This window comes from Streptomyces canus, assembly GCF_041435015.1.
GTDB classification, from domain to species: Bacteria; Actinomycetota; Actinomycetes; order Streptomycetales; family Streptomycetaceae; genus Streptomyces; species Streptomyces canus_G.
The window spans coordinates 9,280,651-9,301,994 of the sequence record NZ_CP107989.1; the positions used below are offsets into that span (position 1 = coordinate 9,280,651).

The 21,344-nt window shown below is 71.0% G+C and carries 20 protein-coding genes and 3 pseudogenes; 10 read left to right on the forward strand and 13 right to left on the reverse strand.

The window, feature by feature from the left end; all coding sequences use genetic code 11:
• Nucleotides 1-762 carry an SDR family NAD(P)-dependent oxidoreductase gene (locus tag OG841_RS42220; RefSeq protein WP_365116943.1) on the reverse strand — a complete coding sequence of 254 codons (762 nt, stop codon included), beginning with the start codon at nt 760-762 and terminating at the stop codon, nt 1-3.
• Between the two features lie 248 nt (nt 763-1,010).
• Between OG841_RS42220 and OG841_RS42225 the strand changes: the two genes are divergently transcribed.
• Complete coding sequence (locus OG841_RS42225; RefSeq protein WP_328643458.1) at nt 1,011-1,322, forward strand: hypothetical protein; 312 nt, start codon at nt 1,011-1,013, stop codon at nt 1,320-1,322.
• On the opposite strand, the gene OG841_RS42230 is transcribed toward OG841_RS42225, so the two are convergent.
• The 6 genes and pseudogenes from OG841_RS42230 to OG841_RS42255 form a co-directional block, all read right to left on the reverse strand.
• A complete protein-coding gene (locus tag OG841_RS42230) occupies nt 1,307-1,717 on the reverse strand; it encodes a PTS-dependent dihydroxyacetone kinase phosphotransferase subunit DhaM (RefSeq protein WP_328636531.1) in 411 nt (136 codons plus the stop codon). The genes OG841_RS42225 and OG841_RS42230 overlap by 16 nt on opposite strands.
• Entirely contained in the window at nt 1,710-2,309 is a 600-nt protein-coding gene (dhaL, locus tag OG841_RS42235) for a dihydroxyacetone kinase subunit DhaL (RefSeq protein ID WP_328636530.1), read from the reverse strand. The genes OG841_RS42230 and dhaL overlap by 8 nt, the downstream gene beginning before the upstream one ends.
• Nucleotides 2,310-2,346: 37 nt before the next feature.
• Complete coding sequence (gene dhaK / locus OG841_RS42240) at nt 2,347-3,339, reverse strand: dihydroxyacetone kinase subunit DhaK (RefSeq protein WP_328636529.1); 993 nt, start codon at nt 3,337-3,339, stop codon at nt 2,347-2,349.
• A gap of 147 nt (nt 3,340-3,486) precedes the next feature.
• Nucleotides 3,487-3,990: pseudogene (locus OG841_RS42245) on the reverse strand (Dyp-type peroxidase); the annotation flags it as partial.
• A 2-nt stretch (nt 3,991-3,992) separates the two neighbouring features.
• Nucleotides 3,993-4,328 (reverse strand): annotated as a pseudogene (locus OG841_RS42250) (FTR1 family protein); the annotation flags it as partial.
• 474 nt (nt 4,329-4,802) lie between these two features.
• Nucleotides 4,803-6,176 carry a Tat pathway signal sequence domain protein gene (locus tag OG841_RS42255; protein ID WP_328636528.1) on the reverse strand — a complete coding sequence of 458 codons (1,374 nt, stop codon included), beginning with the start codon at nt 6,174-6,176 and terminating at the stop codon, nt 4,803-4,805.
• 660 nt (nt 6,177-6,836) lie between these two features.
• Between OG841_RS42255 and OG841_RS42260 the strand changes: the two genes are divergently transcribed.
• The gene (locus tag OG841_RS42260) at nt 6,837-8,570 is read left to right on the forward strand and encodes a glycoside hydrolase family 15 protein (protein ID WP_365116951.1); all 1,734 of its coding nucleotides are present in this window, start codon (nt 6,837-6,839) and stop codon (nt 8,568-8,570) included.
• 126 nt (nt 8,571-8,696) lie between these two features.
• Here OG841_RS42260 and OG841_RS42265 read toward each other — a convergent pair whose 3' ends face one another.
• Nucleotides 8,697-9,074 carry a DUF6479 family protein gene (locus OG841_RS42265; protein ID WP_328636526.1) on the reverse strand — a complete coding sequence of 126 codons (378 nt, stop codon included), beginning with the start codon at nt 9,072-9,074 and terminating at the stop codon, nt 8,697-8,699.
• 107 nt (nt 9,075-9,181) lie between these two features.
• Here OG841_RS42265 and OG841_RS42270 point away from each other — a divergent pair, with 107 nt between their 5' ends.
• Both OG841_RS42270 and OG841_RS42275 read left to right on the forward strand, forming a co-directional pair.
• Nucleotides 9,182-9,556 (forward strand): ferredoxin, encoded by a 375-nt coding sequence (locus OG841_RS42270; RefSeq protein WP_059208767.1) that lies wholly within the window; start codon nt 9,182-9,184, stop codon nt 9,554-9,556.
• 127 nt (nt 9,557-9,683) lie between these two features.
• Entirely contained in the window at nt 9,684-10,862 is a 1,179-nt protein-coding gene (locus OG841_RS42275) for an acyl-CoA dehydrogenase family protein (protein ID WP_371569677.1), read from the forward strand.
• Between the two features lie 73 nt (nt 10,863-10,935).
• Here the strand turns inward: OG841_RS42275 and OG841_RS42280 are convergent, their stop codons facing one another.
• Nucleotides 10,936-12,819 (reverse strand): propionyl-CoA synthetase, encoded by a 1,884-nt coding sequence (locus OG841_RS42280; protein ID WP_328643457.1) that lies wholly within the window; start codon nt 12,817-12,819, stop codon nt 10,936-10,938.
• 600 nt (nt 12,820-13,419) lie between these two features.
• A pseudogene (locus tag OG841_RS42285) lies at nt 13,420-13,605 on the reverse strand (alpha/beta hydrolase fold domain-containing protein); the annotation flags it as partial.
• Between OG841_RS42285 and OG841_RS42290 the strand changes: the two are divergent.
• Nucleotides 13,570-14,175, forward strand: a complete 606-nt coding sequence (locus OG841_RS42290; RefSeq protein ID WP_328636524.1) for an iron-containing alcohol dehydrogenase — start codon at nt 13,570-13,572, stop codon at nt 14,173-14,175. The pseudogene OG841_RS42285 and the gene OG841_RS42290 sit on opposite strands and share 36 nt — an antisense overlap.
• 73 nt (nt 14,176-14,248) lie before the next feature.
• Nucleotides 14,249-15,259, forward strand: a complete 1,011-nt coding sequence (locus tag OG841_RS42295) for an enoyl-CoA hydratase/isomerase family protein (RefSeq protein WP_328636523.1) — start codon at nt 14,249-14,251, stop codon at nt 15,257-15,259.
• Between the two features lie 60 nt (nt 15,260-15,319).
• On the opposite strand, the gene OG841_RS42300 is transcribed toward OG841_RS42295, so the two are convergent.
• Both OG841_RS42300 and OG841_RS42305 read right to left on the reverse strand, forming a co-directional pair.
• Nucleotides 15,320-16,333, reverse strand: coding sequence for an NADP-dependent oxidoreductase (locus tag OG841_RS42300; protein ID WP_328636522.1), 1,014 nt, complete (start codon nt 16,331-16,333; stop codon nt 15,320-15,322).
• 199 nt (nt 16,334-16,532) lie between these two features.
• The gene (locus tag OG841_RS42305) at nt 16,533-17,099 is read right to left on the reverse strand and encodes a TetR/AcrR family transcriptional regulator (RefSeq protein ID WP_328636521.1); all 567 of its coding nucleotides are present in this window, start codon (nt 17,097-17,099) and stop codon (nt 16,533-16,535) included.
• A gap of 332 nt (nt 17,100-17,431) precedes the next feature.
• Here OG841_RS42305 and OG841_RS42310 point away from each other — a divergent pair, with 332 nt between their 5' ends.
• The 4 genes from OG841_RS42310 (at nt 17,432) to OG841_RS42325 (ending at nt 20,857) form a co-directional block, all read left to right on the forward strand.
• Nucleotides 17,432-18,223, forward strand: a complete 792-nt coding sequence (locus tag OG841_RS42310; protein WP_328636520.1) for an SDR family NAD(P)-dependent oxidoreductase — start codon at nt 17,432-17,434, stop codon at nt 18,221-18,223.
• A gap of 162 nt (nt 18,224-18,385) precedes the next feature.
• On the forward strand, nt 18,386-19,444 hold the full coding sequence (locus OG841_RS42315; protein ID WP_328636519.1) for an alkene reductase: 1,059 nt from the start codon (nt 18,386-18,388) through the stop codon (nt 19,442-19,444).
• Between the two features lie 62 nt (nt 19,445-19,506).
• The gene (locus OG841_RS42320; RefSeq protein WP_371569681.1) at nt 19,507-20,424 is read left to right on the forward strand and encodes an alpha/beta hydrolase; all 918 of its coding nucleotides are present in this window, start codon (nt 19,507-19,509) and stop codon (nt 20,422-20,424) included.
• Nucleotides 20,425-20,632: 208 nt separating this feature from the next.
• Nucleotides 20,633-20,857 (forward strand): AMP-binding protein, encoded by a 225-nt coding sequence (locus OG841_RS42325; protein ID WP_371569683.1) that lies wholly within the window; start codon nt 20,633-20,635, stop codon nt 20,855-20,857.
• Nucleotides 20,858-20,873: 16 nt separating this feature from the next.
• Here the strand turns inward: OG841_RS42325 and OG841_RS42330 are convergent, their stop codons facing one another.
• Nucleotides 20,874-21,341 carry a winged helix-turn-helix transcriptional regulator gene (locus tag OG841_RS42330; protein WP_328636516.1) on the reverse strand — a complete coding sequence of 156 codons (468 nt, stop codon included), beginning with the start codon at nt 21,339-21,341 and terminating at the stop codon, nt 20,874-20,876.
• Between the last annotated feature and the right edge of the window lie 3 nt (nt 21,342-21,344).

The window sequence follows — 21,344 nt, forward strand, 5'->3', positions numbered from 1 at the left end:
TCAGACCGCCGACCAGCCGTCGTCCACGGGCAGGACCACGCCGTTGATGTTGCTCGCCGCGTCCGAGGCGAGGAACACGATCGCGGCGGCCTGCTCCTCCGGCTCGGCCAAGCGGCCGGCATTGACGAAGTGCGGGCCGAGCGCCGCCGGGCCGTGGGCCTCCTGGTCGACGTCCACGACGATGGAGGTCGCGGTACCGCCCGGGGCGACGGCGTTCGCGCGGATCCCCTGCTTGCGGTACATCACCGCGAGGTTCTTCGTCAGACCCACCACACCGTGCTTCGAGGCCGTGTAGGCGGCGCCCGCCGTGCTGCCGCGCAGGCCCGCCTCGGAGGCCGTGTTCACGATCGCGCCCCTCCCCGCGGCCAGCATGTGCGGGAGCACGGCCCGGGTGAGCAGGAAGGGCGCGGTCAGGTTGACCCGTATGACCCGCTCCCACTCCGCGTCGCTCACGTCCGCGACCGCCGACATCCGGTCCATGATCCCGGCGTTGTTCACCAGGACGTCCACGCCGCCGAACCGCTCCACGGCTGTTCGCGTCACCTGGTCCACCACGGTCTGCTCGCTGAGGTCGCCGGTGACGGCGACCGCGGTGCCGCCCGCCTCGTCGATCTCCTTGACGACGGTCTCCGCGGCCACGGCGTTCAGGTCCGCGACCAGGACCCGGGCGCCCCGTGCGGCGAAGGCCAGGGCGGTCGCGCGCCCAATGCCCGAACCCGCTCCGGTGACGATGACGCTGCGTCCCTCGAATTCTCCGGCCATGGGGTGCTCCCGTCGGTCAGTGCCCGGTCCCGCGCGGACCCTTCGCCCTGCGCTGCCGCCACCATACGAGTGGAGCACGGACGCGTCATCACCGTGATCACCGGAGCCGGAGGAACTGATGACCGCAGCGCGCCGACGCACGGGACGGTCGCCGTGGAGCTGTTCGTCACCCAGGGCGTGGCGGCCACCACCGGTGAACGGATCGGACAGGCGGTCGGCGTCTCCGCACGACCCGCACCGAGCCGGGCCTGCGCGCCGTCTGGCTCCAGACGTACGACGAGGCGGAGCCGGCGTTCGCCCGCGCCCTGGCGACGCGAGCTCGACTCCCCGCCGACGGACTCGAACCGACGATCCGGGCGGCCATGTTCAGCGCGGCCCTGCGCGCGGCGGTCGAGCATCATGCGTGGCGCTCCGCCGACACGGGCACCGATCGTGCGACGGCGGAGACCGAGCTGATGGAGATCCTGCGCTCGGCCCTCGCCGTCGCGGCGGGAGGGGTCGAACAGGGGCTAGGGGGCCGGACAGAGGGCTGCGGCGGGGGCTGTCACACCTTCCGGTAGCTGTACGCCTCCGCGGCGGCCGCCTCCACCGCCGCGAGGTCCGCTCCCGTCGCCGCCGTGACGACCGCGGCCACCGCCCCCTCGACGAACGGAGCGTCCACCAGGCGGGTGCCCTCGGGGAGCTCGTCGCCCTCCGCCAGCAGCGCCTTGACCGTGAGCACCGCGCTGCCGAGGTCCACCAGAACGGCGATCCCGGCTCCCCGGTCCACGGCCGCGGCGGCGCCGGCGATCAGCTCCGCACTCGTACCGAGTCCGCCGCCCTCGGTGCCCCCGGCCGCCGCGACGGGCACCTCCGCGCCACCGCCCGCGAGCCCCTTCGCCAGCTCCGCGACGGACGCGGCGACCTCCGCGCTGTGCGACACCAGCACGATTCCGACCAGCTTTCCGTCACTCACCTGCGGCCTCCGCGAGCGCGGCGATCAGCAGGGCGGCCGAGGTCGCGCCCGGGTCCTGGTGGCCGATGCTGCGCTCGCCGAGATAACTCGCCCTGCCCTTGCGGGCCTGCAACGGCGTCGTGGCCAGGGCCCCCTGCTCGGCGGCCGTCCGGGCCGCGGCGAAGCCGGTACCGAGCGCGTCGACGGCCGGCACCAGCGTGTCGATCATGGTCTTGTCGCCCGGCGCGGCCCCGCCCAGCGTCATGACCGCCTCCACGCCGGCCCGCAGCGCCTCGGCGAGCTGCTCCTCACCGACCTCGCCGGCGTCGCCGAGTGCCTTGCCGGTCCGTCGCAGCAGGGTCCCGTACAGGGGCCCCGAAGCGCCACCGACCGTCGAGATGAGCTGCCGTCCGGCGAGAGTGAGGACCGCTCCCGGGGTGTCCGGGGCTTCCTTCTCCAGAGTCGCGGCCACCGCGGTGAACCCGCGCTGGAGGTTGCTGCCGTGATCGGCGTCCCCGATCGGGGAGTCGAGGGCGGTGAGCCGTTCCGCCTCGCGGTCGACGGAGGCGGCGGTCGCCGTCATCCAACGGCGGAAGAAGTCGGCGTCGAGCACTGGATCTCCTTGCGTGGTCGGTACGTTGATCGCTTGCTCACACTCCCCAGCGCAGCCCCGGTGTCTTCACCGGCGCGTCCCACAGCCGCAGCAGCTCCTCGTCCACCTGGCACAGGGTGACCGAGGCGCCGGCCATGTCGAGCGAGGTGACGTAGTTGCCGACCAGGGTGCGGGCGACGGCGACCCCGCGGTCGGTGAGCACCCGCTGCACCTCGGCGTTGAAGCCGTACAGCTCCAGGAGCGGGGTGGCTCCCATGCCGTTGACCAGGACGAGGACGGGATTGCGCGGGCTCATGTCGTCCAGGATCGCGTGCACCGAGAAGTCGGCGATCTCCCGCGAGGTCATCATCGCCCGCCGCTCCCGGCCGGGCTCGCCGTGGATGCCGACCCCCAGCTCCAGCTCGCCGGCCGGCAGATCGAAGGTGGGGCTGCCCTTGGCGGGCGTGGTGCAGGCGCTCAGCGCGACGCCGAAACTCCGGGAATTCTCGTTGACCTGCCGGGCGATCGCCTCCACCCGCTCCAGCGGCTGCCCCTCCTCCGCCGCGGCGCCCGCGATCTTCTCCACGAACAGCGTGGCGCCGGTGCCCCGCCGACCGGCCGTGTAGAGGCTGTCGGTCACCGCCACGTCATCGTTGACCAGGACCTTCGCCACCTGAATGCCCTCGTCCTCGGCGAGTTCCGCCGCCATGTCGAAGTTCAGCACGTCGCCCGTGTAGTTCTTCACGATGAACAGCACCCCGGCCCCGCTGTCCACGGCGGCAGCCGCCCGCACCATCTGGTCCGGCACCGGAGACGTGAACACCTCGCCCGGGCAGGCCGCGGACAACATGCCGGGTCCGACAAAACCGCCGTGCAGCGGCTCGTGCCCCGAGCCGCCACCGGAGATCAGGGCGACCTTCCCGGCGACAGGGGCGTCCCGCCGTACGATCACACGGTTCTCGACATCCACGGTCAACTCGGGATGGGCGGCCGCCATACCGCGCAGAGCGTCCGCGACCACGGTTTCCGGGACGTTGATCAGCATCTTCATGGGTTCCTCCGGGTCAGGATGGCAGATGGGCTCGTCGTCTGCGTTCTAACAGTTCAGAACCAGTGTGGCCAGTAGCCGACGGTGCCGTCGGCGGGTCAGTCCGCCAGTCCGTGGCTCGAAGCCGAGTGCCACGTCCGCACCGGCACCTCACGTCGTGAGGAGTTCCCGGCCCAGCCAGTCGGTGGCGTCGCGGACGCCGGGCAGGGCGAAGAAGTAGCCGCCGCCGGTCGGGGAGATGTAGTCGACGAGGGGTTCGTCGATCAGGCGGGTCTGGGTGGCCTCGAACTGGCGCTGTACGTCCTGCTGGTAGCAGCAGAAGGCCAGGCCCATGTCCAGGTTGCCGACGTCGTCGATCCCGCGGTCGTAGTTGTAACCCCGGCGCAGAATGCGGGAGTTGTCGGTCCTGCCGGTGCGCGGGTTGGCGAGGCGGATGTGGGCGTCCAGGGGTATCGCCGTGCCGTGCGGATCCTTGGCGTAGCGCGGGACGTCGGTCTCCTTGACACCGTCGAGCGGAGCGCCGGTGTCCTTGCGGCGGCCGAACATCAGCTCCTGTTCGGACAGCGAGACCCGGTCCCAGAACTCGACGAGCATCCGGATGACACGGATGACCTGGTACGAGCCGCCGGTCGCCCAGGCCGGCTCGCCCTGCCCGGCGCTCCCGTGACCTTCTCCCGGATCTCACGGGAGAGGGTGCGCGCCGAGCGGCGCATCCAGAACACCATCGCGGTGACGAACCCGACGGCCACCACGCTCAGCGCGCCGCCGAACGCCTCCTGGGCGGTCGCGGACAGGGAGGCGGCGGTGAAGGTCAGCACCGCGCCGAAGCTCAGCGCGAGGGAGATCGCCGCCAGGACGCCCGTCCACACCTGCGGCAGCCTGGACCGGGCACCGGACCGCACCAACGTGGCGATGAGAACGGAGACGATGAGCCCGGCCTCGAGACCCTCCCTCAGCCCGATGAGAAAGCTCGGAAACGCGTCGTCCCACATGGCTGCGGCGACCCTTCCTGACAGTTGTCCTCGGCCGCCGTCGTCGCTGGTTAGCGAAGGCACGCCTTACCTACGCCGACCATCATGCGTGCGGGTCTGCCGCTGTCCGGTCATGGATCAGCAGTTGTCCGGTCATGTCCGCGCAATGGGGCAGCAAAGATCGCCGTCATCGGGATGCGCGGCGCGCGTCGGACTGAGCAGGAGGACGCCGACCCGCGAGTTCACTCACCCCGATGCCGACCGACGGCCGACGTGGGTGCCCGCCACGCAGACCCTCGCAGGGCAGAGCGATCGATCAGCCGACGGCAGCCGTCGGCATCCCCGCAGCGGCATCGAGGGGATGTTGGTTGAGCAGGAACTGCTGGACTGTGCCGCCGTTCCACACCCGGCGAACTCCGCCGGGACGGCAAGCGGCGCGACGCCGAACTCAAGGACGCGCGCCGCAGGTTGACTCCGTGGTGAGCGGGCGGGGAGTCAGGCCCGCAGAGGATTGGCGCGGGCCGCGGCCAGGAGGTACCAGGCCGTGGCGCCGGTGTGGCGGTAGGGGTAGTAGCCGAACCCGAAGCCGGTGTCGAGCGGGCTGCTCGCCGAGACGATCCCGGTGCGGGCGGGGAGGGCCGTGCCGCCGATGGTCTGAGAGGTGCCGAGGAGGTCCTGGGCGCGCTCGATCGAGCCGAGCAGGCGGCGGGCGCGCTTCTCGTCGCCGGGGTGTCCCCGGTGGCGCAGGGCGAGGGCGAGGTGGGCGGTGCCCTCGAACCAGACGCCGTTGCGGTCCGGCCGGGGCTGGCCGTCGGCGATGGGGGCACCCTCGTTGGCCAGCAGGCTCGCGGAGCTGAAGGTGACGCCCTCGTAGGACTGACCGGAGGGGACCGTGCTGTTGGGGCGGTCGGCCGTGTCCAGCACGGCCAGCTGGGTAGCGGCCCAGTCCAGGGAGCGGGAGTGGGCCGGGGAGGCGAGGGCGAGGTGGGTCCAGGTCTGGGTGTCCTCCGGGATCGGGGACTTGTTGATCGTCACACCGTCGTTGGTGCCCGTGTAGAAGAAGCCCCCCGACGGGTCCCACATCTTCTCGACGAAGGCTCTGGCCCGCGTACGGCGCTCCCGCCAGACCTTGTCCCCGGTCAGCCTGGCGAGCCGTCCGAACAGGCCGACCAGGTCGGTGTTGTGCTCGGTCGAGGTGAACGGCAGTTTCCCGTCGGCCCCGTCGACCCCGAACTTGTAGCCGCCCAGCGGCTCGTCGGTCCGTCCCACCCGCTCGATCCACTCGCCGATGCGCACCGCGCCGTTGAGGAAGCGCCGCTCACCGGTGCGCCCGGCGAGTGCGCTCAGCGCGATGCCGGCCCACGCCATGTCGCCCACGGCGGTCCCGGTGAAGCCGAACTGCGTACCGACGTTGGCCGTGCCGTCCGCCTTGACGAACCCGTCCGGCTGCGGGGAGCCGTCATAGAAGGTGTACGGCCCTACGTTGTAGGCCTGCCGGAGTCGGCCGTCGTCGTACACGGGGTCGTGGGCCTGGGCGTACAGCAGCGCGTCACCGAGGGCCACGGCCCGCGACGTGCCCGCAGGGCACGCGAGATGGGCCAGGATCGCGAGGGCGTTGTCGTACGTGAACGCCGTGCTGAACAGTCCCGCCTGGTCCGTGTAGCTCTGGGTGAGCCGGATCGTGCCGTGGTCCGGGTAGGCGTCCATGGCGGCGGCGAGGAACGCCTGCGCGCGACGGGGCGCGGAGGCCGCGGAGGTGTGCTGCGCGGCGCGGGCCGTGCCGGTGCCGGCCGCGGTGAGGACCGCGACACCGAGACCTGTCCCGATGAGCGTACGGCGGCTGAGGGGTGGGCGGGGGCGGCCGGTCATGGGTCTCCTCGGGAGATGCGAGCGAGTCGTGAGAGCGCTCTCAAAGTGGCGGGATCATTCTGCTGTTGCTCCAGGGGCGGGTCAACGCCTGTGATCCGAACAGCAGTTGGCGCTCGGAAGAAGCGGTGATCGGGCGGGGGGGGGCGTGATCAAGCACCTGACCGTTGGGCCGGCTGCTCCGTGGCCCTTGCGGACACCGGGCCCGCCCGACCGGTACGCGGAGGCCGAGGCGCGGCTGGTGAAGAGCGGGCCCGCCCGGCTGGAGCCGGTGTGGAGCGACGACCGGTGGCGGGTGTACCGGGTGCGCGACGCGGCCTGGCCTGGGTGGTTGCGGTCGGCGGGGTGCCGGGCCGATGGGTCGCTTTCGGCTCCGGTTCCGTGGACGACCGAGTCGTCTGACAAGGGGGGGGTGGCTGGGTTCCGGTGTCCTGGACGTTCGATCCGTCGGGCGAGGCGGATGTCGTCCCTGAATGGTCGGCCGCCTGAACCGAACTCTCGCCCTGACGAGCACCGAGCCGTCGGATCCACGGAAGTGTGGGTCGCTGCGGCGTCGGCTATCCGCGGCCCGGCCCCGACCCTGACTCACGGCCCCCGACCTCGCTCCCGCCCCACCCTCCGCCACCACCGTTGACCGCCCCACCCCCTGGGTACCCGTACGCCATGAGCACCCCCTTCCCGCCCCATGCGCTGCACGACTACGCGCTGCTGGCCGACGGAGAGCGCGGGGCGCTCATCGGGCCCGACGGCGCCATCGGGTGGTTGTGTGCGCCCACCTGGCACGACGAGGCCGTCTTCAGTGACCTGGTCGGGGGGCGGGGCGCGTACGCCGTCACTCCCACCGGCCGGTACGTCTTCGGCGGCTACTACGAAGAGGGCACGCTCATCTGGCGCAGCCGCTGGGTCACCGACGACGGCATCGTCGAGTGCCGCGAGGCGCTGGCCTTCCCCGGCGCCCCGGACCGGCTCGTCCTGCTCCGGCAGCTGCGCGCGGTCGACGGGCCCGCCCGCCTCTCCGTGGTCCTCGATCCGCACAGCGGGTACGGCGCAGGACCGGTCGAGTCCGTCCGCCGTAGCGGCGACGGAGTGTGGGAGCTGCGCACCGGCAGCCACCGACTGCGCTGGCAGGGCGCCCCACAGGCCGTCGCCGGGGAGAGCGGACTCACCGCCGACATCGAGCTGAAGCCCGGCGAGCGGCACGAACTGGTCCTGGAGTGTGCCGTGTCCCCCCTGCCGGCCGACCTTCCGAAGCCGGAGCAGGCCTGGGCGGCGACCGAGGGGGCCTGGCACGAGGCGGTCCCCGTGCTCGACGACACCGTCGCACCCGGTGACGCGCGGCGGGCGTACGCCGTCCTGCGCGGCCTCACCACGCAGGGTGGGGGCATGGTCGCGGCGGCCACGACCAGCCTGCCCGAGCGCGCCGAGGAGGGCCGCAACTACGACTACCGGTACGTGTGGATCCGCGACCAGAGCTACGCCGGACAGGCCGCTGCCGCCGTAGGAGCCCACGATCTCCTCGACGCCGCCGTCGGCTTCGTCACCGCCCGCCTGCACGCGGACGGCTCCCGCCTGGTGCCCGCCTACACCGTGCACGGTGACCCGGTCCCCGCCCAGCGCGAACTCGACCTGCCCGGCTACCCCGGTGGCTTCGACCGCGTCGGCAACCAGGTCGGCGAGCAGTTCCAGCTCGACTGCTTGGGCGAGGCCCTGCTGCTGCTCGCGGCCGCCGAACGCCACGGGCGTCTCGATGAGGGGCACTGGCAGGCCGTCGAGATCGCCGTGCGGGCCATCGCCGACCGCTGGCGCCAACCGGACGCGGGTATCTGGGAGTTGGGTGGCCGGCTCTGGACCCACAGCAGGCTCATCTGCGTCGCCGGTCTACGGGCCGTGGCCGCCGCGGCGCCCCGCCGGCCACTCGCCGATACCTGCACCGCCCTGGCCGACACCCTCCTCGACGCCGTTGAGCGGACCTGCCTCCACCCGGACGGCCACTGGCAGCGCACCCCCGACGACCCGTCGGTGGACGCCGCCCTGCTGTTGCCCGGCGTGCGCGGCGCCCTGCCCGCCGCCGACCCGCGCACCCGGGCCACCCTCGCCGCGTGCCGTCGCGAACTGGCCGAGGACCACTTCCTCTACCGCTTCCGCCACGACGATCGGCCTCTGGAAGAGGCCGAGGGCGCGTTCCTGCTCTGCGGGTTCGTCATGGCGCTCGCCGAACACCAGCAGGGCCGGACCGTCGAGGCGTTCCGCTGGTTCGAACGCAACCGCGGCGCCTGCGGCGCGTCCGGCCTGTACGCCGAGGAGTTCGACATCGCCCAGCGCCAGCTGCGCGGCAACCTCCCGCAGGCCTTCGTCCACGCAGTGCTGCTGGAGACGGCCGCCCGGCTCGGCGAGTGAGTGAGCCGGGCGGCCGTCTCCAGCTGGTGCGGACCTGTTGCCTCGACGACCGCGAGGCAGACCGCGCGACACGGCCCGTGACACGGCCGTGGAGATGTCAGCCGGGCGCCATGGCCGTGCGAGATGTCAGCCGCGCCCCGGCCCGCCACTGCCGAACGAGCCGCTGCCGCCCTCGTTCCAGCGAGGCCGTTCTCGCGCCGGGCCCGTCCGGGTCGGACTGTTGCCGTGGCCCGGAAGCTCGTGCGGGGTCAGTCGGGTGTCGCTCCTGGGCACCTCGTCGGGCTCCCGGTTCTCCCTGACCTCACGGACCGGCCCGCCCTCCGGCATCCTCGGCTGTTCCTCGGGGGTGGGCGGCGGCGACTCGCGGCGCTTGACGCGGACGCCCAGCCAGAAGGCGCCGATCAGCACCGCCACGACCACCACACCCGCCGCGATCACTCCGGCCGCGAGGGCGCCCCGGCCCGCGGCCATGTCCATCCATTCGGTGTTCAGGGCTTGGTTCATGGCACGCGAGTACCCCTGGCACCCCGGGCGAACCGACTCGTCCCACGGACGGAGGAAACCCCCAGAACACCGGGTTTGACGGCCCAAACCGCGGCTACCCGCCCGATGTGACGACTTCGACTTCCCAGCAGGAGCTCTTCCGCTTCCTGGAGGACCGCTTCGCGTGCGCCCAGGCGTGCACCGAGTGCGCGCGGGCCTGTGCGCTGCGTGCGAGCCTGGTCGATCCGGACGGGACCGAGGAGCAGGAACTACTGCGACGCAAGGGCATCATGTGCGCCGAGGTGTGCGACGCCACCTGCCGTGTGCTGTCCGAGGACAACCATCTCGACGAGGCCGGCATCCGCGTCCAGCTGGAATGGTGCCGTTCGGTCTGCCTGGAGTGCGCGCAGGTCCTCGACCGGCATGCCGGCGCCGAGGACGCGGCCAAGGCGTGCCGTGAGTGCGCCCAGGCGTGCACGGACTTCATGGCGACCCTCGTCTGAAAAGGCCTCTTCCGCCCACGGGACGCTCGCCCCGCGCCCGACGGAATCCTCCTGGCCGTTCCCAATTTCTGGAACACGTTCTACGGTGTGCGCCGTCAGGACCGGTTCAGGGGAGCCTGGAGGCGCCGTGCATCTCGACCACACACCCGAGCAGCAGCGGCTGCGCATCGAACTGCGCACCTACTTCGCCGAGCTCGTCCCGGACAACGCGCACGCCCGCTTCACCGACCGCGACGCCCAGAAACGCTTCTACCGGGACACCATCCGGCGCCTCGGAACGGACGGCTGGCTCGGTGTCGGCTGGCCCAAGGAGTACGGCGGCCGCGGCCTGACCGCCATGGAGCAGTTCATCTTCTTCGACGAGGCCGCCCAGGCCGGCGTACCGCTGCCGCTGATGGCCCTCAACACCGTCGGGCCGACGATCATGCGGTACGGCACCGAGGAGCAGAAGTCCTGGTTCCTGCCGCGCATCCTGTCCGGGGAGATCGACTTCGCGATCGGTTACAGCGAGCCCGGCGCGGGCACCGACCTGGCCTCCCTGAAGACGCGCGCGGTGCGGGACGGCGACGAGTACGTCGTCAACGGGCACAAGATCTGGACCACCAACGGCGACACCGCCGACTGGGTCTGGCTCGCCGTGCGCACCGACCCGGACGCCCCGCCGCACAAGGGCATCACCATGCTCCTGATGCCGACCACCGACCCCGGCTACTCCTGCACCGTCATCAACACCCTCGCCTCGCACGACACCACGGCCAGCTACTACGAGAACGTCCGCGTCCCCGTCACGCACCGGGTCGGCGAGGAGAACCAGGGCTGGCGGCTGATCACCAACCAGCTCAACCACGAGCGGGTCACCCTCGCCGCCCACGGCACCATGGCCATCCGCGCCCTGCAGAACGTGCAGCGCTGGGCCATGGAGACCAAGCTCGCCGACGGCCGCCGCGTCATCGACCTGCCGTGGGTGCGCCGCCGCCTCGCCCAGACCCACACCCGCCTCGACGCGCTCAAGCTCCTGAACTGGCGGATGGTGGGCGCCGCGGAGGACGGCACCCTCACCCCGCAGGACGCCTCCGCGGTCAAGGTCTACGGCTCCGAGGCCCGCCGGGACGCCTACGCGTGGCTCATGGAGATCGTCGCGGCGGCCGGCGCACTGAAGGAGGGTTCGGCGGGCGCGGTCCTCCACGGAGAACTGGAACGGGGCTACCGCTCGGCGGTGATCTTCACCTTCGGCGGGGGCAACAACGAGATCCAGCGGGAGATCATCTCGTGGATCGGTCTGGGGATGCCGCGGGTACGGCGGTAGCTCGCGGGTGCCGATGCCGAGGATGTGTGGCGGCACGCACGGCGGAGAGCAGGTCCTCGCAGGTCTCCTCGAGTCACTCGGGGGCTCGGCGGAGGACCGGGCGCAGGGTTTCGATGACGCCGGGGTCGTCCACCGTGGAGGGGATGGGTTCGTCGCGGCCGTCGGCGATGCCGCGCATGGTCTTGCGCAGGATCTTGCCCGAGCGGGTCTTGGGCAGGGCGGCCACGACCGTGACGTCCTTGAGGGAGGCGACGGCGCCGATGCGCTCGCGTACGAGCTGGACGAGTTCGGCCTCGACCTCGCCCGGTTCGCGGCCGCTGCCTGCCTTGAGGACGACGAGGCCGCGCGGGACCTGTCCCTTGAGTTCGTCGGCGACGCCGATGACGGCGCATTCGGCGACGTCCGGGTGGGCGGCCAGGGCTTCCTCCATGCTGCCGGTGGACAGTCGGTGTCCGGCGACGTTGATGACGTCGTCGGTGCGGCCCATGACGAAGACGTAGCCGTCGTCGTCGAGGTGGCCGCTGTCGCCGGTGAGGTAGTAGCCATCGTAGGCGGAGAGGTAGGAGGCGATGTAGCGGTTGTCGTCGTTCCAGAGGGTGGGGAGTGCGCCGGGCGGCAGGGGGAGCCTGACGACGATCGCGCCGTCGACGCCCGGGGGCACCGGCTCGCCCGCGGGGTCGAGGACGCGGACGTCCCAGCCCGGCAGGGGGCGGCTGGGCGAGCCCGGCTTGATGGGGGCGGCTTCGATGCCGGCCGGGTTGGCGACGATGGGCCAGCCGGTCTCGGTCTGCCACCAGTGGTCGATCACCGGGATGTCGAGGAGAGCGCTCGCCCAGTGATACGTCTCCGGATCGAGACGCTCACCGGCGAGGAAGAGGTAGCGCAGGCGGGAGAGGTCGTAGCCCGCGGTGAGCGCCCCCTTCGGGTCCTCCTTCCTGATCGCCCGGAAGGCGGTGGGTGCCGTGAACATGGTCTTGACCCGGTACTCGGCGGCCACCCGCCAGAACTGGCCCGCGTCCGGCGTGCCGACCGGCTTGCCCTCGTACAGGACCGTCGTCGCGCCGGCCAGCAGGGGTGCGTAGACGATGTAGGAGTGGCCGACGACCCAGCCGACGTCGGAGCCGGTGAACATCGTCTCGCCCGGGCCCACGTCGTAGACGGCGCCCATCGACCAGTGCAGGGCGACGGCGTAGCCGCCGCAGTCACGCACGACTCCCTTGGGCTTTCCGGTCGTTCCGGAGGTGTAAAGGATGTACAGCGGATCAGTGGCGGCGACGGGAACGCAGTCGGCAGGCGGCGCGGTGGCGACCAGGTCGGCCCAGTCGAGATCGTCTGAGCCCAACTCGGCACGTTCCTGCGGGCGTTGCAGGATCACGCTCTTCTCCGGCTTGTGGGCCGCGAGTGCGATCGCCTGGTCGAGCAGGGGCTTGTACGCGATGACGCGCTTGCCCTCGATGCCGCAGGAGGCGGAGACCACCACCTTGGGGGCCGCGTCATCGATACGGAGGGCGAGTTCGCGCGGGGCGAACCCGCCGAAGACGACCGAGTGGACCGCGCCGATACGTGCGCAGGCCAGCATCGCGACGGCGGCCTCGGGGACCATCGGCATGTAGATGACGACACGGTCGCCGTGCCCCACGCCGAGCTGTGCGAGTGCTCCCGCGAAGGCCGCCACCTCGTCCGTCAGCTGCGCGTAGGTGTAGGTGCGGCGGGTGTCGGTCACGGGGGAGTCGTAGACGAGCGCGGGTTGTTCGCCACGGCCGGCTGCGACGTGCCGGTCGAGCGCGTTGAAACAGACGTTGAGCCGCCCGTCGGGATACCAGCGGTAGAACGGTGCGCCCGACGAATCCAGGGCACGCTGCGGAGTGACGTCCCAGTCGATGCCCTCGGCCGCCTTCAGCCAGAAGCTCTCCGGATCCTCGGTACTGGCGCGGAAGACTTCCTCGTACGTTCCCATCGGGCACTCCTTTGTGGCATCGACGGACGGTGGTGGGACCGCCTGCGAAACGGTGTCGGACACAAGTACCGCACGCCGGCCGCTACGGTCGAGCAGCATGCCGGAGGCCGGTCGGTGCGGCTGCTGCTCACGCGCCGAGGTGCTCACGCAGCCACTGGTCCATCTGCCGGATGGCCTGGTCCACCTCGGGTACCCGCCCCGCGCCCAGGACGAACGAGTGCTGTCCCTCGGGCATCGGGTGGACCTCGGAGGTGACCTTGAAGTCCGCGAGCCGGCGGCCGCGCTCGCCCGCCGTCGTCGGCGAGGGTCACGTACTCGCCGTAGTGGACGGTCGTGGGGGGCAGGCCGGTGAGGTCGGCGTTCGCGATGCTGATCTCGGGTGAGGTGAAGTCCACGGCGGGGTCCCGCAGCCAGGCTCAGCGGAAGAATTCCAGCGTGCCCCGGCTGGGCATCTTGCCGTGGTCTTCGTTCGCGTCCACCGACGCGTTCTGGAGGGTCAGGTCGGTCCACGGCGAGACGCTGACGATCGCGCCCGGGGGCCTCGCCCTTCGCGAGCAGACGCAGCGGCAGCATCACCGCGAGGGTGCCGCCGATCGAGTGACCGGTGCTGCCGATGTTCCGCGGCTCGTAGCCCTGCGAGAGGAGCCACCGGTGGGCCGTCTCGGCATCGTCGAGCTGGGCGGGGTAGGGGTGCTCCGGAGCCAGGCGGAAGTCCACGACGAGGGAGCGGGCTCCGGCCCCCTTCGCGACATGACCGCCGACACCGGTATCGACGCGCTCATCCATGCCGTCGAGGCGTATGTGAGCCGCAGGGCCAATCCGTTCTCCGACAGCCTCGCGCTGAACGCGATCCGGACCATCGGCCGCCACCTCCGCCGCGTCCACTCCGACGGGGGAGACCTCGAGGCTCGCGAGGCGATGATGCTCGCCGCGACCCAGGCCGGCATCGCCTTCTCCCACTCCGGCGTGGCGCTGGTGCACGGCATGAGCCGCCCGATCGGCGCTCACTGCCACGTCGCCCACGGTCTGTCGAACGCGATGCTCTTCCCCGCGGTGACCGCGTTCTCCGCGCCGGCCGCCGAGAGCCGGTACGCCGACTGCGCCCGCGCCCTCGGAGCCGCCGCCGACGGCCACGGTGACGCCCTGGCCGCCGACCGGCTCGTAGAGGCACTGCGATCACTGTGTCAGGATCTTGACGTGCCCACCCCGCAAGCCCACGGCATCGACAAGGACGAGTGGTTCCGTCTCTCGCCCCTCATGGCCGAGCAGGCGCTCGCGTCCGGTTCGCCCGCCAACAACCCCGTCGTACCCACCGTGGACGAGATCCAGGATCTCTACGCGCAGATCTACGCCTGACACCCGGCGCATGAGGAAGAGGAACATGATGGCCACGACAGCCAGGTCCGCGCGGACCACGAGGTACTGACCCATGACTGACACCGCTGCCGCAGAGATAGTCGCCGACGTCCACCGGGGCGTCGGCCGCATCCTGCTGAACCGGCCCAAGGCGCTCAACGCCCTGACCACGGACATGGTCGCCGCCATCGACCGCGAGCTCGCCGAGTGGGAGGACACCCCGCTGTCCGCCGTGGTGCTCGCGAGCACCAGCACGAAGGCGTTCTGTGCCGGGGGAGACATCCGCACGATCCGCGAGCACAGCCTCGCCGGGGACGCCGAGGCCAGTGAGCGGTTCTTCGCCTCCGAGTACCGGCTCAACGCCCGGATCGCCGAGTATCCCGTGCCGGTCGTGTCGCTCATCGACGGAGTGTGCATGGGCGGCGGCCTCGGTCTGTCCGTCCACGGCGGCTTCCGCGTCGTCACCGAGCGCGCGGTACTGGCGATGCCCGAGACCGGGATCGGGTTCTTCCCGGACGTCGGGGCCAGCTACTTCCTTCCGAGGCTGCCCGGCGCGATCGGTATGTACCTGGGACTGACGGGGCACCGGCTCGACGCGGCCGACACCCTGTACACGGGGCTGGCCACGCACTTCGTCCCCGCGGACGGGCTCGACGCGGTCGGCGACGCGCTGGCCGACAATCCCGGCGACCCGGTGGACATGGTCCTGAACCGTCTCGACAGCCGTTCCCCGGTGGCGGAGAGCGGGCTGGCGGCGGTACGTGGGGAGGTGGACTGGGCGTTCGGCGCGGCGACCCTCGGCGAGATCGAGAAACGCCTGCGTCACCTCGACACCCCCTGGGCGGCAGGCGCACTGGCCGCCTTGGAGTCCGCCTCGCCGCAGAGCCTGGAGATCACTCACGCCCTGCTGTCCCGGGGCAGGCAACGCACGTTGCGCGAGTGCCTCGCCGCTGAACTCGCCCTCGCGCGTACGACCATCCGCACGCCGGACTTCCTGGAGGGCGTCCGTGCGGCCCTGGTCGACAAGGACCGTACCCCCGACTGGCAGCGTGTGGCGCTCGGCGGACGGACATCGCCGTCCTGATCATGCCCGCCGTGAGGAGGGTATGGCGTGCTGGTCGCAGGGTCCGGGGCCGGCACGGTCTCAGTCGTTGTCGGGCACCATCGAGACCACGACCTTGCCCGCCTCGGTGCGGCCCTGCTCGACGTACGCCATCGCCTCGAGCGTCCGGTCGAACGGGAAGGTGCTGTCGATCACCGGGTGGAGGTTCCCGCTGTCGTAGAGGGCGCCGAGCTTGCGCAGTTGGGAGCCGTCGGTCCGCATGAAGAAGAACTGGTAGCGCACGCCCAGTGCCTTCGCCTGCTTGCGGACCTTGCGGCTGAGCATGCTCATCACCAGGCCGAGGAAGGAGGGGGCGCCCAGCTGCCTGGCGAGGCCGGGGTCCGGCGGGCCGACGACACTGATGGCCAGACCGCCGGGCCTCAGCACGGTCAGCGACTTCTCGAGGTTGGCTCCGCCCACGGAGTCCAGCACCAGGTCGTAGCCGGACAGCATCCTCGAGAAGTCTTCCTTGGTGTAGTCGACGACGATGTCGGCGCCGAGACTGCTGACCAGCTTCTCCGTGGCGGTGCTCGTGGTCGTGGCGACCGTGGCGCCGAGGTGCTTGGCGAGCTGGATGGCCGTCGAGCCGAGGCCACCGGCACCTGCGTGGATGAGCACCTTCTGCCCCGGCTGCACGTGAGCCCGGTCGACGAGGATCTGCCAGGCGGCCAACGCCACCAGTGGCACGGCGGCCGCCTCCTGGAGGGTGAGGGAGGCCGGCTTGGGGGCGACATCGTCCATGTCGATCGCGATGAACTCCGCGAAGCCGCCGATCCGCAGGTCGCGCGGACGGGCGTAGACCTCGTCGCCGACTTCGAGACCGTGTACGGCGGAGCCGACCCGCGTCACGACACCGGCCACGTCGTGGCCGAGCACGAACGGGGGCTTGTACTTCAGGAGCTGCTTGAACTCCCCGTTGCGGACCATTTTGTCCAGCGGATTGATACTGGCGGCGCTCACTCTGACCAGGACGTCGCGGTCTCCGACCGTGGGCTCGGGTACGTCTGCGGCGCGTGTGCCGTCCCTGCCGTATTTCTCGACGACGAACGCCCTCATGCCCGGCCGCCTTTCTGTGGGGGTTTTCGGTGTTCGATGTGATTCTTCGCGCAAGTCGCCCTGCGTGCCCGTTCGCGTGCGGTCGGGTCGGTGCGCCGACCATGGCGGGCGGCTGTGGCGGGGTGATCGTTGTGGCCCAACGACCGCTTAATGGCGTGGTGTTGGCCCCGGACGCGTGGCCCGCGTCCAGGGTTCCGGGTCACGCGTCGTGTGGTGCGGTCAGGGCTTCGTGGGTGGACTCCAGGATCTTCTCCGACAGGTCCGTGCCCGCCGTGGCCCGGGCGAGCAGGATCGCGCCGACCAGGGTGGCCACGACGGGAAGGCCGTCGTCGGCGTCGGTGGACATCCACGCGGCGAATTTCTCGACGCCGGTCGCGTACGTTTCGCGCACCTCCCCGGCTGTGGGCTCGCGAGCCGCGTCCCCTGCGAATCCGGCGGTGGGGCAACCGGTGCCGGGCTGGTCGCGGTGCTCGGCGGACAGATAGAAGTCGATGAGCGCGCCGCGCGCGGTGTCGTGGTCGCCCTGGGCTGCGTCGAACGACTCCAGGAGCAGGTCGAGGTCCCCGAACGCGGCTTGGGCCGCCTCGGCGATCAGGGCCTCCTTGGAGGGGAACTGTTTGTAGAAGCCGCCCGTGGTCAGCCCGATGGACTTCATCAGATCGGCGACGCTGATGCCGTTCACGCCGCGCTCCCGGAAGAGCTGGGAGGCCGCGGCGACCGCGCGCCTGCGGTTCTCGAGGGCTTGTGCTTGCGAAACGCGACTCATCACTCACCTGCCACGTTAGATACCAAAGTGCATCTATCGTATGCGAAGTGCCGGGCGATCGGCCGCAGTGCCGAGCGGCGCCTCTCGAGACGGCTCCTGTCGTGGCCGGAATGCGGACAGCGTGCGGATCTCCGCAGGAGTGTCACCGGCCGGCCGTGCTCCGTACTCGCCTTGATCGGTGCACGAGACCGCTCCACGGCGACACATCGGCGGTGACCGACGACATCGGGCGTTGACGGGATCTGTTTAGATACCTATCGTAATCTAAAGCGGGATCGGGGCCGACGCTCCCTTCCCCCCTCATCCCCCGGCCCAGAAATGAGACCCCACCCATGACCACGCAGAACAAGACCGCTGTCGTCACCGGCGCATCCGCCGGCCTGGGCACCGCCTACGCGCGGCGGCTTGCCGACCGGGGCTACGACCTGATCCTGGTGGCCCGGAACACTGCGCGGCTGGAGACGCTGGCGTCGGACATCCGCAGCCGCACGGGCCGCGCGGTGGACGTCGTCACCGCCGACCTCACCGACGCGGCGCAGATCTCCGCGGTCGAGGAGCGTCTGCGGACCGACGAGAGCATCGAGGTACTGATCAACAATGCCGGGGGTGCGCTGCTCACGCCGCTGGCAGGCTCCGACGCGGCGGCCTACGAGGCGCTGATCAACCTCAATGTGACAGCGCTGACCAGGCTGACCATCGCGGTCCTGCCGGGGCTGACGGCCCGCGGGAACGGCACCGTCGTGAACATCTCCTCTGCCATGGCTCTCAACGTCCTGCCCGTCAGCGCCGTCTACAGCGGCACCAAGAACTACGTGCTGACGTTCACCCAGGCCCTGCAGCAGGAACTCGCCGAGAGCCCCGTCACCGTGCAGGCCGTGCTGCCGGGCGCTGTCCGCACGGAGCTCTGGGACGGCTCCGGCGTCGACCTCGAGGCGTTCCCCGACGAGTGGGTCATGAGCGTGGACGACGCCGTCGACGCGGCGCTCGCCGGCCTCGACGCCGGGGAGCCCGTCACGATCCCGTCCCTGCCGGAGATCAGCGACTGGGAGTCGTTCGAGAAGGCGCGTCAGGCACTCGTCCCGAACCTGTCCCGGAAGGTCCCGGCCGATCGCTACCGGGGCTGACCGCCACTCCGGCCCCGGGCGCGGGAGTCCCGCCGTGACAACGGAACGGCCGCCGCTCCTGCCGTACGACCGATGCGTCCGGCGGCGGTCAGGTGCGCGGCAGGCCCGTCCGCACCGTCGACCACCCGCAGCTCACTCTCACCTTTATCTGAGGAAACATCCATGCTGAACGCCCTGTGGAACCCGATCGTCGCCGGGGAGTTCTCCCTGCCGCACCGACTGGCGATGGCCCCCATGACGCGGGACCGGTCCACCCCGGAAGGCATACCCACCGAGCTGAACGCCGAGTACTACGCCCAGCGCGCCTCGCACGCCCTCATCATCACCGAGGGCACCCAGCCCAACGCCGACGGCCAGGGCTACCCGCTGACCCCGGGCATCCACTCCCAGGAGCACATCGCCGGGTGGCGCAAGGTCACCGACGCCGTGCACGGCGTCGAGGGACGCATCGTCATCCAGCTCATGCACGCCGGACGGATGTCCCACCCCGACAACACCCTCCACCACCGGCAGCCGGTCGCCCCTTCCCCGGTCCAGCCGGCGGGCACCATGTTCACCGCGTCCGGACTCCAGATGCTGGTACCGCGCGAGCTGTCCACCGAGGAGGTCGCCGCGACGGTCGACGACTTCCGGCGCGCCGCGGCGGCCGCCGTCGCGGCAGGCGCCGACGGCGTCGAGATCCACGGCGCCAACGGCTATCTCGTGCACCAGTTCCTCGCCGACAACACCAACCAGCGCACCGACCAGTACGGCGGTTCCCTCGCCAACCGCATCCGCTTCGCCGTCGAGGTCGCCACCGCCGTGGCCGAGGAGATCGGCGCCGGCCGCACCGGCTTCCGGGTCTCTCCCGGCAACCCGTTCAACGACATCGCCGAGAGCGACACCCACGGGCTGTACCCGGCACTCGTGCGTGCCCTCGCCCCGCTCGACCTCGCCTACCTGCACATCGGCCACGGCGGCGACGACGAACTCCTGCACACCCTCCGCAAGCTGTGGCCGCACGCCTTGATCCTCAACCGGGCCGGCACCGACATCGCCACCCGGGCCAAGGACATCGAAGACGGCCTGGCCGACATCGTCACGGTCGGTGTGATGGCCCTCGCCAACCCCGACCTGGTCGAGCGCGTACGCACCGGCGCGCCGCTCAACACCCCCGACCCCGCCACCTTCTACGGCGGCGGCGAGGCCGGCTACACCGACTACCCGACCCACACCGCCTGACCAACCCGCCATACCGGTCCTGGCCGGCCGGTATGGCCGCAATGGCCCCACGGAGGTGCCACGTGTCTGAGCAGACTGCTGTTGAACTGAGCCCGGAAGCCCTCGAGTTCGCGAACTTCATGGCCGGGCTGGCCATTCCCGAGTCCGAGTTGGACGCGATGCGCATCGTGTCGGAGAGTGTCCATCTCACGGCCCGGGAGCCGGAAGGCGTCACCTATCGCGAGGTGGACGCAGGTGGCGTTCTGGGAATCTGGTGCGAACCCGTCGGCGCCAACACCGACTACGTCCTCCTGCACGGTCACGCCGGGGGCTCCGTTCTGTCGTCGGCGTTCGTCGACCGAAAGCTTGCGGGTCATATCGCCAAGGCCGCCGGGGCCCCCGTACTGGTCCTGGACTTCCGGCGGGCGCCGGAACACAAGTACCCGGCACAGGTGGACGACGCCGAGGCGGCCTTCAACTGGCTGCTGTCCAAAGGGTATGAGCCGGGGAACATCATCACGATCGGCCACTCGATCGGCGGGTTCATCGCCGTCGCCCTGGCGCTGCGCCTGCGCGACAAGAAGCTGCCACTGCCCGGCGCCATCGTGTCGATCTCTCCCTGGTGTGACCTGGAGATCGCCAACGAGACCATGGTGACCAAGGCCGAGACGGACAAGATCCTCAGCAGGGAACTCCTGCAGTTCTTCCGGGACGCCTGGATCGGCGGCACGGGCATCGAGGTCACGGACACCCGGATCAACCTGAACCGGGCGGACCTGAACGGGCTGCCCCCGACCCTCGTCTCATGGGGAACGTACGAGGTCCTGGCCGGCGAGGACGAGGAGTTCGCCGCCCGCCTCAAGGACGCCGGAATCGACACGGCGACCGTGGTGGTCCCCGGAGGCCAGCACTCGTACGTCTACGGCGCAGGCCGGGTTCCGGAAGTCGACGCCGCCCTCGCCCGGATCGGAGCGTGGGTCCGGGAGAAGGCGAAGATCTGACCGAGCGGTAAGGGCGCGGCAGTCGCACGATCCGCGCGCTGCCGGACCGGATCAGGGATCGGACGCGCTCGTGACCTGCGGCGGCGCGCAGATCTCACGTTCGCCGCTCTGCCGCGACCGGGAAGTCGACCGCTTCGTACGGCCTCCGGACGTCGTCCCCACGTGACCTGCCCCGTCTTCGGCCACGCCGAGAATCAGGAGAACGACGATGGGCAGCCCGACCCGCAACTTGTCACGTGTACTGACGGATTCCGTGTCCCGGTACCCGCAGCGCACCGCGATCGTCTTCGGCGACGACCGCATCACGTACGGCGCCCTCGACGCCGCGGCCAACCGGCTCGCGAACCCGCTCGTCTCGCGCGGCATCCAGCCGGGGGCAAGGTCGCGCTGTCCCTCGGCTGATGGCCGACCGCTGTCCTGCCTACGACCGTGACCGCGAGGTCGATGACTCAGGACCGGAGGCGGGCGCCCCTTCCCGGTCGGGCGGTGACGTCGCGGGGAGTGAGGGCGGAGTGGTCCGCGGAGCATTCGACGACGACCCGGACCGGGGCGTCGCAGTCGGTGTGGCGGACGTCCAGGACAGGCCCCTCGGGGCCGAGCGCGTATGCCTCGCCCCACTGGGTCAGCGCCATCAGAACGGGCCACAGGTCCCAGCCCTTGCGGGTCAGGCGGTATTCGTTGCGGGGGCGGCTGCCGGGCTCCCGATAGGGGACGGTCTTCAGGATGCCGGCCGCGGTCAACTTGCGGAGGCGGTCGCTGAGCACGGCTTCCGAGAGGCCGATGTGGCGGTGGAAGTCGTCGAAGCGACGGACGCCGTTGACGGCGTCACGCAGGATCAGCAGCGTCCATTTCTCCCCGATCACATCGAGCGTGCGCTGGACGGGGCAGTTCTCGGTGCTCGCCTCAAGCCACTCCATCCC

Coding starts and splice junctions, on each gene's coding strand:
- OG841_RS42220 (WP_365116943.1), bottom strand. CDS start 762: ATGGCCGGAGAATTCGAGGGACGCAGCGTCATCGTCACCGGAGCGGGT.
- OG841_RS42295 (WP_328636523.1), top strand. CDS start 14,249: ATGACTGACACCGCTGCCGCAGAGATAGTCGCCGACGTCCACCGGGGC.
- OG841_RS42330 (WP_328636516.1), bottom strand. CDS start 21,341: ATGGAGTGGCTTGAGGCGAGCACCGAGAACTGCCCCGTCCAGCGCACG.
- OG841_RS42280 (WP_328643457.1), bottom strand. CDS start 12,819: ATGGGAACGTACGAGGAAGTCTTCCGCGCCAGTACCGAGGATCCGGAG.
- OG841_RS42325 (WP_371569683.1), top strand. CDS start 20,633: ATGGGCAGCCCGACCCGCAACTTGTCACGTGTACTGACGGATTCCGTG.
- OG841_RS42265 (WP_328636526.1), bottom strand. CDS start 9,074: ATGAACCAAGCCCTGAACACCGAATGGATGGACATGGCCGCGGGCCGG.
- OG841_RS42260 (WP_365116951.1), top strand. CDS start 6,837: ATGAGCACCCCCTTCCCGCCCCATGCGCTGCACGACTACGCGCTGCTG.
- OG841_RS42310 (WP_328636520.1), top strand. CDS start 17,432: ATGACCACGCAGAACAAGACCGCTGTCGTCACCGGCGCATCCGCCGGC.
- OG841_RS42315 (WP_328636519.1), top strand. CDS start 18,386: ATGCTGAACGCCCTGTGGAACCCGATCGTCGCCGGGGAGTTCTCCCTG.
- OG841_RS42255 (WP_328636528.1), bottom strand. CDS start 6,176: ATGACCGGCCGCCCCCGCCCACCCCTCAGCCGCCGTACGCTCATCGGG.
- OG841_RS42290 (WP_328636524.1), top strand. CDS start 13,570: ATGACCGCCGACACCGGTATCGACGCGCTCATCCATGCCGTCGAGGCG.
- dhaK (WP_328636529.1), bottom strand. CDS start 3,339: ATGAAGATGCTGATCAACGTCCCGGAAACCGTGGTCGCGGACGCTCTG.
- OG841_RS42300 (WP_328636522.1), bottom strand. CDS start 16,333: ATGAGGGCGTTCGTCGTCGAGAAATACGGCAGGGACGGCACACGCGCC.
- OG841_RS42305 (WP_328636521.1), bottom strand. CDS start 17,099: ATGAGTCGCGTTTCGCAAGCACAAGCCCTCGAGAACCGCAGGCGCGCG.